Raw genomic sequence first — 12,393 nt, forward strand, 5'->3', positions numbered from 1 at the left:
TTAATACTTGGTATCAGCCTTAGATGCTATTTATCAACGCAATATTAGAGGTTATTTATAAAGTAAAAATCAAATTACTGTCGGGTATGTTAGGCATATATTTCCATATAGTTTGTCACAAAAAGCATCAAAGTTACTAATGCACTAGCTTATGTAGAGCTAAATTAAGCTAAAGCCTTAACGCATCCTACTAATGAAATATTTAGAACCAAATAATATCAATGCTATTGAAGTAAATGGTGTTTGTTTTGAAACTGTGGTGTCGGAAAAGCTATTGATTATTCCTGAAGCCAAGCGCAGTGTATATATTTCTATACAGCTTGGTATTAGTATTACTAATAATACGCAAAGCTTTTATCACTTTTCCTGCTATTTCTACTCCTTATTTCCAGAACTGGTAGCACCAGATGGTCAAATTATGCGAACAGGTATCTATTGTGAAAGACTCAGCCTACCAAATGAATCTGACTATGTGTTGGTAATACCAGGAGAAAGAGTAACGTTTTCTCATGATGCTTTTCTGTTTTGGAGCCAAAATCCCAAGAAAAAGCGTGACCGAAACTTGGCTTTGAATATCCCTTTTCCATCTCAAGATGTTTACAGTTTTTGCCCACTGTATCCAGGTAAATATAAATTTCGGATCAAGTATAAAGAACTTTCTGAAAGTATAAAGGTCTATTCAGAGTCCATGATACCAACAATATTACAGAATATTTGGGCTGGAGAGGTACTAACTCCGTTTATCGATATTCAACTAGTTAGCAAATGACTAAATTGAATATCTTCTAAATAGTTTCACTACTCGGATCTCAGCTTTAGCATAAGAAAGTAAATTTTCTTAAGAGGTGGCAAAAAACAGGTAAATTTTATTGAAAAGATAGGAAGTATTTGGAACTTTAAATGGGGAGGATACTCAAAATAATCGTTTTCTTACCTTAACCAATCTTTCTCTAAGATTGGTTAAGGTAAGAAACCCATGATCATAAATCTCATAGCTAGTAGGTATTTACCACTCCTAAACGCAGAGCGATACGCTTATACTTAGTTGCATCATAAGGGATACCTCTATGCATTACTTGTGAGTTGTCCCAAAAGACAACATCTCCTTTTTGCCAAATATGGTAGTAGATTGGTGTGCTTTTTAAAACAGATTCAAACAGAGATTTAGTGAAAATTTTCGCTTCTTCTGATTTATCTTCCATCCCAACAGGAACTGCCGTGTCTATGCCTAGATATAATCCTTTTTTACCCGTAACTTTATGAGTCGATACAATAGGATGTACTTTTGTCGGAATATCAATGGCTTCTTTTGAAAAAATGGGGGCTTTATGATAAAGTGACAAACTTTCTAGTTGCTGTTTTTGTTGATCATCTAAATTGTTGTAGGCTTCAATCAGATCAAGAAACTGAGTACTATGGGGCTGTCTATCTATATCTAAAGGTGGTACTTCCACTCCATAAAGCATTACCACATACAGCGCATTCATATCCAGCCCTTCAGTCCGTGGAAGTCCATCTTTATCCTGATGCCATTTCCAAGCAAACTTTTCTGAAGGTTCGGTTTCTCCCTTTGGATTACCCAAAATATTGACAAATCGGCTTTGTAGTTCTGGGCTGATATCGGGATCTAATGACCTGGAACCGCCAAACATTAATTCACCAAATGTTAGTCTGGCAAATTCTTCTAACTGTGACGCAGTAATGCTTTGCTGTCTGACTACAACAACCCCGTGTTCCCAAAGAGATTGTTTAAATTCGTGCCTTTGCTCGTCTTTGAGGTTAGTGAGACTGCACCCTTGCAGTACTTCAACTCCCAGCCTTGACTGATACTGCATTTATCTATGATATTTTTTATAAAGTTTTTGGTGTTGCTGTTGCTAGCTAACTGTAGTAATTATAATTGCAGTTCTTGTCCATAAAACCTAACCCAAGAAGGTTTAACCGAAGGCGATCGCTCTTGGTACAGCATTGCACATTAGAGATTATCTTAAATATAGGTTTAAATAGATGCAGAGACGCGCTACGGCGTGTCTCTACAATAATTTGCATATTGTTTTTAGATAAAAATTTTGTAGATAGGCATCTTGCCCACCCTAATTTTACAAGTTAAAAGTACATTAGCTTTTACTATAGCAATTAGGCCAATCTCTCCAATAAGCTAATTGTTGGCTTTAATGACTGAGCTTGAACAAACAATGTACTTTGCTCAGGAAAGGCTGTCCAATTTTGCTCAGACAAAGGCTCGGAAGCAACGATAACTTGGGTTGGGTGATTCACATCATCACAAGACCAATAAAGAGTAGGAGCTTGTGTGCCGTAGGCGTAGCGAATTGCTGCGAGTGCCTGGCCATCACTGACTATTAAATTGGCACTAAAGCTAGTGTCTTGTTCTTTAGCCAAGTCAGTCAATTTTTGTAGCGTCGCCCGTAAGGCTGACACCAAGGTGCTGTCTGGAGACGAGTACCACATTTCCACCAGCAGGGCGAAGATGTGTTCAGAGTCGGTCATGCCCTTAATCAGGTTGTATGTAGAATCAGAAAGGCTCTCACGTATCGGTCTATAGAGTGTCTGTTGAAAGTTGGCAATCTCGCCATTATGCACAAACAACAGCTTGCCACTACGGAATGGCTGACAGTTACTGATGTCAAGCGATTCGCCCGTCCCTGCTAGTCGGGCATAACCGACAGCACAAGTAGATTGTATGTAGTTGCTCAACTCTTCCAGGTTCGGATCATTCCATAGAGGGATGGTGTTTCGGTAAATAAATGATTTACCTGCTTCGTCGTACCAGCCTACACCAACGCCGTCTGCACAAACTACTCCTGACTTTAATTCTAGAGGATTGTAACTTTGGTTATAAAGCGAATGCTTTTGTTTATAGAGCAACTCATCTAATCGAATAGGATTACCAAGGTAGCTAATTAATCTACACATAAAAAAAGCGGCGTTGCCAAAGAGTAATGGAATTCAGCTACAAGTTATTCAGGTATTCGCACCTTTTTACTTTGTAACTACTAGAAAGTATTACTAACTTAACAATAATTTATTAATTTTGTGTATTTTTGAATCGTGACTAAAGTCATGGATGTATTCATTACTTTTGTTAGAGTAATTTCTTGAGGTAAAGAGGTTTAATAATTTTAGATAATATATAAGCCCACAAAGAATAGACATTATTTTTTATATCTCGTTAATTACAAAAAATATTACAATAATGACAAATTTTGTTTTTAATCAAGGTAAATATAAAGTTTAATATTATGAACTAGTGTATACAGATAAATTATTGTTTTATTTATCATGTTTATTTGTATTTATAAATTAGCTTTTAAAGCAGTTGGGTACAATTACTAGAGTTTTCTGTTTCTGAATTTTGAAGAGGTGAAATATTTTATATGGTAATTCGCTTTCCACTAATCGTTACCACCCTGATAGTTACTAGCCTAAGTGTGGGTACTCTTTTGGGCGTTGCTACACCAGCTTCAGCTCGCGAGGTAATAACTTGTGAAAGCCAGAATAATCACAGGAACACTTGTTCAATACCGCGTAGAGGCAAAGTCAGGTTTGTCAGGCAATTATCTAGCGCCAGTTGTAGAGGAAATTGGGGCTATAGAAGAAATCGGATTTGGGTAAAAAATGGTTGTCGAGCTGAGTTTTCAGTTGGCGATCGCAGATCCTATAGATAGGTCAATTAGTTGTATATTAACCAAGTCTACAAGTATATTTGCTGCTTATTTATGCAGCATCTAATGTGAGTTTTGAATAATTTTACTTGCCAACTCCATAATTTTCTCAAACTGAAAATTCTGAGCTAAATCTATTAAACAATTTCGGAGTTTAGCTTTTTCTAAGGATATTTGCTCAATTAATTGTAAAATTAGGTCGTCGCTACATTGAGCTGCGGCATTGTATAGTAGTGTTACCCATTCAGACGACATTTGAGATAAAAGACTAACTAATTCACTAGGCTGGCAAACGAGTTCTGTTCCATGTTGCTGATCATTTGCTAATTGAATTTTTTCTTCTTGATAAAGATATCCAACTCCTAAATGTTCGCTCAATTTTTCTAGTAATTGTTCTTCACGGAAGGGCTTGTTAATAAAATCATCACAACCGGCTTTGATCATTGCCTCACGTTGTTCTTCAAAAGCATTGGCTGTCAAGGCAATAATAATGGTTTTCCAATTTTGTGGTTTTGCGGAAAGGTAGATGCTTCTGCGGCTTTTGGCAGGGCACAGTGGCTTGGGGCGAGCATCCAAAAGAGGAGCTTCTGCTGACAAAGATCCTGAGCGCAAAGCGCACGTTACGCGAACGCGGTAAGTGCAGGGTCTCTCTTGAGAGAACGGCTTTTTGCTAACAGAATTTTGAATTGCCTTGGACAGGTTTCTCGACTTATAGTAATTGGTGTGACTTGGGATTGAGGTTTTGTTTTTGCCCTGATACTCCTCTGTCCTGATGTGCCTCTGCTCCCTTTCTTTAATCACTCTAGTGGCTTCATAACCGTCCATAACAGGCATCCGCATATCCATTAAAATTAGGTGTGGTTGCCATTCTTGCCAAAGGGCGATCGCTTCTTGACCATTTGCAGCTTCCTGTACTGCAAAGCCTATAGATGTCAGAATTTTCTCCAGCACTAAACGGCTTTCTCTAACGTCATCAACTACCAAAATCCGGTATTCGGTTTGAGTGGGTGCTAAACCAATAACTTGGCTTTTAGTTAGGTTGCTTTGAATTTCGCTGGCCGCTGTGAGACCGATCTGAATATCAAACGTAAATTTACTTCCTTCACCAACAGTGCTGGTAACGCTAATTTCACCACCCATTAATTGCACGTATTTACGGCTAATTGCTAAACCTAATCCCGTTCCTTGTTGCGATTTCCTTCCGGTTTCAGTTTGTCTAAAAGCTTCAAATAACAAGTTAATTTCTTCAGAGGCAATACCGGGGCCAGTGTCTATAACCTCGAAGGTTAGGGATTGAGGATTAGGGATTGGGCAGCCAGCCGCGTGCAAAGAGAAGTCTGAGCGGAGGCTTCCTCCGTTCCCCACAGGGATTGCCGCAGGCATTAGAACTTCTGAGGGTTCCTCCTGTTGAGCGGACTGGCATGATTGGGAAGAATCTTTCCCAATCTCCAGCGATGTACTGAGCTTGTCGTTCGCAAAGCGTCCCGCTCTTAAGTGTCCCCAATCACCAGCGATACACTGAGCTTGTCGTACCCCTCCGGGGAAGCAAGCTACGCAAAGCGTCCCACAGGGAAGTGTCCCCAACCCCACGCGCAGCGTCACCCTCCCAGTAGTAGTAAATTTGATAGCATTTCCCACTAGGTTGAGCAAGACTTGGCGCAGTTTACTTTCGTCAGCTTGGATGTACTGGGGAAGGTGAGATGTATATTCAAATGCCAATTGTAATCCTTTAGAGGTGGCGCGGAAGCGCAACATTTCTTCGAGGTTTTCTAAGAGGCGAATTAGGTCGAAACTGTTGATATTTATTGTTGTTCTGCCAGCTTCGATTTTAGACATTTCTAAAATGTCATTGATTAAGTTGAGGAGATGTTCGCCAGCACGATTAATGATTGTTAGGTTTTGCTGATGTTCGGTGGATAGAGAATGATCATGACTCATCAATTGGGTAAAACCAAGAATGGCGTTGAGTGGAGTACGCAGTTCATGGCTCATGTTGGCGAGGAATTCGCTCTTAGCCCGATTGGCAGCATCAGCAGTGATCAAAGCTTCTTGCAATGCTTGTGACTGTCTTTGGGTTTGTGCGAGTAATTGTGCCTGCTGCAAAGCAACTCCCAACTGATTGCCAATTTGAACTACAATGTTAATTTCTCCAGGTTTCCATTGGCGGGAATCGGAATTTTGATAACTCGCTAGTAACCCCCAAAGCTCAGTACCACATAAAATAGGGACAATAATATAGGCTTTTACCTGAAAGCGCTCCAGAAGTTTGAGATAACGAGGATGAAACCCAGCTTTGTAGATGTCTGGGATACAGCGAAAACTTGCGTCTTTATACACACTGCCTTGAGTTGCTTCTAGATAAGTTTCTGGCACTTGTTTATGCTGATTCTCCAAAATTTTCGCTAGGCAATGCCCATTTTCTAGAATACCTTCTGTAAGATGAGGGTCATTGTTGTGTTCTTCAATCAGAGAAATCCAACCATCAGCCACCGACTCAGAGACAAATTCGCCACTCCATTGGGGATTGAAACGATAAACAACGACACGATCGCAGTTAAGCACTTGTCGTAATTCTTGGGTGGTAGCAGCAAATATCGTTTCTAAATCAAGTGACTGGCGCATTCTTTGAATCACTTGCGCGATCGCTCTTTCTCTTTCTGCACTCTCAGACAAGGCAACTTCAGCCAATTTCCTTTCGGTAATGTCTGTTACAGTTCCGATATAGCCTTTTATTTCTCCATTATCCCCGATTTCGGGCATAGCCTGACAAATTACCCAGATTATCGTGTCATCTTGACGCAGAAAACGATGTTCATACTTATATAGTTGCTTAGTAGCTGTGGCTTTCTCCCATGCTACTAATAACTGGGCGCGGTCATCTGGATGTACAGCATCGAGCCAAGCAAATCCCAGAGACTCTTCTACACTGCGTCCCGTTATTTCCGTCCAACGCTGATTAAAATATAAGACTTTGCCTTCGACATCGGCATGAAAGATACAAGCTGGTGAGGTTTCTGCTAAAAGTTGATATCGTTGCCTACCTTCTTGCAAAGCTAGTTCTGTGGATTTGCGATCGCTAATATCTGCCCAATAACCAATACACTCCATAGCATTACCTGCTTCGTTGCGGATTAATCTCACCTTGTCGTAGAACCAGTGATAAGTCCCGTCAGCGTGCAACCAACGATATTCGTAGGCAGTGTACTCTTGCTCGAAAATCTGCAAAAATTTTCCCAATACAAGGTTGACATCTTCTGGGTGAATATGGTCTAGCCATAAATGAGAATTTTCCAGAAATTCCTGTGCTTCATAACCAGCCATTGCCTTAACGTTCTCACTGATAAAAGTAGGGCCAAGTTCGCCTGATGTTTTGCTGCTATAAATAACGACAGGACTAGAGGTAAGCAAATATTGTAGACGTTCGTTGGCTAGGCGCAGTTCTTGTTCGGCACGTTTACGATCACTAATTTCTACCAGAACTGTGCCTACACCAGAGGGGCGGTTGTCCTCACCAGGAATCGGAAAGTAAGAAACTAGGAAGTGGCGGATAATATCTGGTTGCTGGGGTGATGCGCTGGTTAATTCCTGGTTGATAATAGATTTACCAGTCAAGAGAACCTGTTGATAAATTGGTTCCACCAAGGAGGCGATGTGAGGTAAGACTTCTTGAATTGTCTTACCAATATGTTTTTCTTGGGAGATTCCATGCATCTCTGCCAACAGTTCGTTGACTTGGACAAACCGTAGTTGGTTATCTAAAATATTCATGCCCACAGGCGCACTGCTGAAAAAGGCATTGAGGCGAGCTTCTCTAAGTGCAAGTTCTCGTTCTAGGGTTTTGCGCTCAGTAATGTCTTTGTGTGTACCTGTCATCCGTAAAGGTTTACCACGTTCATCGCGCTCAAAAATCTGACCGCGGGACTGAATCCACTTCCACTCACCAGAGGAGCAGCACATCCGAAATTCGACTTCATAAACGGGAGTTGCACCTTGGAGATGGGAATTTAGGGCTGTAATGACTGTGGGCCAATCTTCTGGATGCACTAGTTGCTCAAAGGCTTCCATCCTTTCGCCAATTTCGTCTTCTGTATAACCCAGCATCTTCAGCCACCGCCAATCGCGATAGATTTTATCGCTGCTAATATTCCAATCCCACAACCCCAAATCACTAGCTTCTAGAGCCAGCTGTAATCGTTCTTCGCTCTTTCTGTGAGCGGCTTCTACCTGTTTGCGCTCAATCAATCCACCTAACTGACCAGCAACAGCACCTACTAGTAAGAGTAAACGTTTATCTACTGGCACTGAGCTACGTTTAAAAAACACCAAAACAGCCAGAACTTGGTTACCAGCTAGTATCGGGACGCCAAAACCAGCTTTTAATCCCACTTTTGCTGCTTGTGGCGATCGCATAAACAGTGGTTTTCTAACTTTAGAAACATCTTCTATCCATTCTGGCCCTTTGCTCTGCCAAACTCGTCCAGGAAGCCCCATCCCTGGCGCAAATTGCAGAGTTTGGCTTTTACGGCAGAATTCTTCTAAACAGTTTTGGTTGCCATGCCAACCCAGACTATGTTCTAAAACACTGCCATCTTCACTCGGTGTCCATGCTTCGCCAAAATCCCAACCAATGGTATGGCAAATCAACCGCAAGACGAGTGCTAAAGCAATATTTACGTCAACGGCACGAGTGATGGCTTGGGTTGTTAATAGCAATAAACGGATTTCATTTTCAGCCTGCTTACGCTCAGTAATGTCTTTGGCTGTGCCTAGTATGTATTGTTGCCCATCAATCTTGATCATTTCTGCACTAAACAGCGTCGTCTTGACTTCCCCAGTTGAGGTACGGAAATCTACTTCATGGTTGCGTATCGCTTTTGTCTGTTGCAGAACCTGGGCAAGTAAATTATATTCTGCTGGATTCACCCAAATATTCAATTCTTGATTGGTACGATCTATCACCTGAGAACGAGAATAACCAAAAAACTGACAAAAGCTATCGTTAACTTCGATATAGCGTGTTTCTGGTACGGTAATTAAAGCGATTGGGTCAGGAGATGACCTAAAAGCAGATGCTAACTTTTCTTCCGAAACGAGTCGTGCTGCTTCTGCACGTTGGCGAAAACGTGCTTCCAGCATTAAAGATACTAAATTCCCCAAGGAACGAGCGAAATTCTGGTCTTCCAGTGTCCAATTATGAGCAATTCCTACTGCTTCCAGACATACAACTCCAACAGTCTTTCCCTCTAATCTAATGGGTGTATCGAGCAGCGAAGTAATGCCTAATGGGGTCAAGTAAGACTCCAAAAATTCCTTAGTTCTAGGATCAGTATGGGCATCGTCTGCGGCGATTATTTGGTCTTGCTGCAATGCTTGAAAATAAACTGGATAGTCAGCCGATGATAAGAAAAATCCTTCACTATGTTGATTTCGGCTCTGCTCAAATAGGTCAAGGCAGTGGATATCCATGCCTGTTTCGTCATACAGCCAGACGCTGGCTCGTTCCACTCCAATATTTTTAGCACCTGCTTGCGTGATTTCCTTTAAAGCTAGTTTCAAGTCCCCTTGATAAAGTGCTTGATTTTGTGCTAGTTGTACAAGCACTAAATTATGATTGCGAAGCTTGATAGCGCTTTCTTCTAGTACTTTCTCTACCTGTTGACGCTGTGTAATATTGCTAGCTGTGCCTATCACTCCTACAATCAAATCGTCCTCATTTCGTAAAGCGATCGCATTAAATATCAGATATATAGGGATACCATCTTTACTGATACAGGTTATTTCGTACTGAAAAATCGGTTCTCCTTGGAGAACGCGCCGGAATACAGCCCTAATTTGAGAAATTTGTGTGGGCGATATGAAATCAGTAAAAGCACGTCCAATTAACTCTTGAGGTTCGTAACCAGAACTCTGTTTAACGGCTTGGTTCACAAAGGTAATCAGTCCATCAGCATCCACTGACCAGATTAAGTCTTGGGATAACTCAACTAGTTGACGATATCTACTTTGACTCGCTCTCAAGGCAGTAATTTCTTTCAGTAAATTACTGCTATTAAGTTGTTTTTGTAGTCTTTGAATAGTAAGTTGATTTTCTACACGCAATAAAACTTCTTGAGCTTGTAATGGTTTATTGATATAGTCATATTTATTAATATTTAATCCTTTCAAGCTTTGATTTATTTCTTGGAAATCTCCCAAAAAAATTATTGAAATATCTTTACTACTATTAGAAATTAAATATTTATAAGCTTCATATTCTTCCCTATTTAGCATGGCAATATCTACTATAATCAAATCAGGATGAAAATTAAGTAGTCTATTAATTCCTAACTTTCCAGGGATTGCTGTTTGAATATAATAGCCTCGGTGATGTAAGATATCTGACAAAAAATTTACATCTTTCTGATTATTAAACAATAAAATTTTTTCTTTTGAATTAATTGTTAACATAAAATAATTTGTTTTTTTTTTAAATTCAAACACAAAGTTTTTAATAAAAATTATTAATTAGTTTGCTATATGAAGTTTAAGGTTTCTGCTTAGAAAATCCTGTGTAGTAATACATTTATTAAGTTATTTTAACTTCTAAACTTATATTTAATTTAGCCTTGAAAGCTAGGCTGGTGTTAAAAAACTTACAAAATATTTAAAGTTTCGTTCAATAGTCTATTGCTAGGCGATCGCCTAGCGTATAGTACCCAGAACTTTGACAAGCTGTCAAAGTATAGATGCCATTTCGTCAAATCAACTACGGCGAGTTAACCAACCTCTAGCAACAATTAATATACAAGTTATCCTGACAGGAAAATCAGAGGTATCTAGCTGACACAATTCATGCTGCCATTTAAATTCCAGTGCGCTGCACCCTAATGGCTTCGCTATATTAACGGTTAACAGGCAACGCTTAAAAGGAGTTAAAGAGATGGAAATTAAGCCAACCAACCCATCACTAGCACTCAAAGATATTCCTCCTGGGCATCTTAACATCATGGGTTACATCGATCAGTCAGAAGTCAACGGCCCTGGTTGTCGTGCTGTTGTTTGGGTGCAAGGTTGCCCCCGTGAGTGTCCTGGCTGCTTCAATCCTGACTCTTGGCCATTTGAGATTAACCAACTAATTGCAGTTGATACCCTTGCTGAAAATATTCTCCGCAACCCCCAAAACACAGGTGTAACGTTCTCTGGGGGAGAACCATTTTGGCAAGCATCTGCATTGGCATCTTTAGCTCAGAAGGTAAAAGCTGCTGGGTTAAATGTGATGTCGTTTACAGGTTTCACCCTTAAGCAACTACAGTCTGAATCTGCCCCGCCAAATTCCCAAGCATTGTTAGAACAACTTGATATTCTGATTGATGGGCCTTTTGTAGAATCATTAGCAATTAATTCTCCTAACTCCCCAGTTTCTTCTAGCAACCAGCGAGTTAATGTACTTAACCCCGCTTTTGCAGACCAAATTACTTGGGCAAGTGACCAGATAGAAGTCCACATCCTCAAGGATGGTAGCCGCATTGTTACTGGTTACCAAGGTGGATTGGAACTTATGTAATACCACTTTCAAAAATCTTGGCAATAAATGAATCATTAAGGGCGTACAGCTGTACGCCCCTAATGGTATTTCACCAAGTTAACTTTGTTTGGAAAAGATTACAGTTAATGAAAATCTTGAATCGGAATTTAACTAGACCTTTGCAGACAATTTTGACAAAACACCGCGTACTCTGGGCTGTTTTACTTCTCAGTGCCGCACTGGTAGTAACATTAGCGTTGTCTCTTTCTCAAGGAGCAGTACCTTTGAGTTTGCCAGAATTTTGGCAAGCAATTCTCCACAAAGGCGATCCCATTAAACAGACCATTCTCTGGGATTTGCGGCTTCCACGCATCATTGCTGCTCTCATCGTCGGCGCAGCATTGGGAATGTCAGGAGCGCTACTGCAAGGAATGTTACGTAACAGTCTTGCTGATCCATTTATTCTCGGCATTTCAGCCGGTGCAGGACTAATTGTCATTGTAATGATAGTGTTACAAATATTTCCAATGGCGATTCCTTTAGCAGCATGGTTGGGAGCAATTTTAACTTCTCTAATTGTAATTTTGTTGGGTCGAGCTGGGTCAGGAATTTCGGTTGAGCGGTTGATTTTAGGTGGAGTGGCAGTGAGTTCTTTATTTGGCGCTGTGCAAAGTACATTGCTTTTGCTAACTGAAGACGGTCAAATTCAAACTGCGCTGAGTTGGCTAGTTGGTAGCCTTAACGGACGGGGTTGGCAAGAAATTTCCACTGCTGGGCCTTACATCATCGTGGCACTGCTGGCTGGATGTTTACTGGCGCGATCAGTAAACGTGCTGGCTTTGGGAGATGATTTGGCTGTGGGTTTGGGAGTATCCTTAACGCGATCGCGTCTTTTAATTGGTGGTGTAGCCACTTTATTAGCAGCAGGTGCAGTTAGCATCAGCGGCTTAATTGGCTTTGTCGGTCTTGTCATTCCTCATGGTGTCCGCCTCGTCGTCGGTACAGATCACCGCTTTGTTTTACCACTTTCCGCGCTTGCAGGTGCGTGGTTGCTCACCTTTGCAGATTTACTTTCTAGATTAGGAGCAGTAGAACTACCAGTAGGTTCCGTCACCGCCTTGCTGGGTTCGCCTTTGTTTATCTGGTTACTTTATCGTCGTTCTACTGGATTTAGTAAATTCTAGTTAGATGGAAGTAGAGGGGCAG

General features: G+C 40.8%; 7 protein-coding genes. 4 read left to right on the top strand and 3 right to left on the bottom strand.

What is annotated here, in order from left to right:
* Nucleotides 1-193: 193 nt before the first annotated feature.
* Nucleotides 194-769, top strand: a complete 576-nt coding sequence (locus WKK05_RS02405) for a hypothetical protein (RefSeq protein ID WP_341528220.1) — start codon at nt 194-196, stop codon at nt 767-769.
* Between the two features lie 226 nt (nt 770-995).
* Here the strand turns inward: WKK05_RS02405 and WKK05_RS02410 are convergent, their stop codons facing one another.
* Both WKK05_RS02410 and egtC read right to left on the bottom strand, forming a co-directional pair.
* Nucleotides 996-1,835 carry a TauD/TfdA family dioxygenase gene (locus WKK05_RS02410; protein WP_341528221.1) on the bottom strand — a complete coding sequence of 280 codons (840 nt, stop codon included), beginning with the start codon at nt 1,833-1,835 and terminating at the stop codon, nt 996-998.
* A 301-nt stretch (nt 1,836-2,136) separates the two neighbouring features.
* Nucleotides 2,137-2,934: an ergothioneine biosynthesis protein EgtC gene (gene egtC / locus WKK05_RS02415; RefSeq protein ID WP_341528222.1), complete on the bottom strand. Its 798-nt coding sequence runs from the start codon at nt 2,932-2,934 to the stop codon at nt 2,137-2,139.
* Nucleotides 2,935-3,504: 570 nt separating this feature from the next.
* On the opposite strand from egtC, the gene WKK05_RS02420 reads away from it, so the two are divergent.
* Entirely contained in the window at nt 3,505-3,633 is a 129-nt protein-coding gene (locus WKK05_RS02420; RefSeq protein ID WP_341528223.1) for a hypothetical protein, read from the top strand.
* Between the two features lie 113 nt (nt 3,634-3,746).
* Here the strand turns inward: WKK05_RS02420 and WKK05_RS02425 are convergent, their stop codons facing one another.
* A complete protein-coding gene (locus WKK05_RS02425; protein WP_341528224.1) occupies nt 3,747-10,130 on the bottom strand; it encodes a PAS domain S-box protein in 6,384 nt (2,127 codons plus the stop codon).
* 472 nt (nt 10,131-10,602) lie between these two features.
* Here WKK05_RS02425 and WKK05_RS02430 point away from each other — a divergent pair, with 472 nt between their 5' ends.
* Complete coding sequence (locus tag WKK05_RS02430; RefSeq protein WP_341528225.1) at nt 10,603-11,226, top strand: 4Fe-4S single cluster domain-containing protein; 624 nt, start codon at nt 10,603-10,605, stop codon at nt 11,224-11,226.
* A 107-nt stretch (nt 11,227-11,333) separates the two neighbouring features.
* Nucleotides 11,334-12,371 carry an iron ABC transporter permease gene (locus WKK05_RS02435; protein WP_341528226.1) on the top strand — a complete coding sequence of 346 codons (1,038 nt, stop codon included), beginning with the start codon at nt 11,334-11,336 and terminating at the stop codon, nt 12,369-12,371.
* Nucleotides 12,372-12,393: the final 22 nt, after the last annotated feature.

This window comes from Nostoc sp. UHCC 0302 (genome assembly GCF_038096175.1).
Classification (GTDB): domain Bacteria; phylum Cyanobacteriota; class Cyanobacteriia; order Cyanobacteriales; family Nostocaceae; genus UHCC-0302.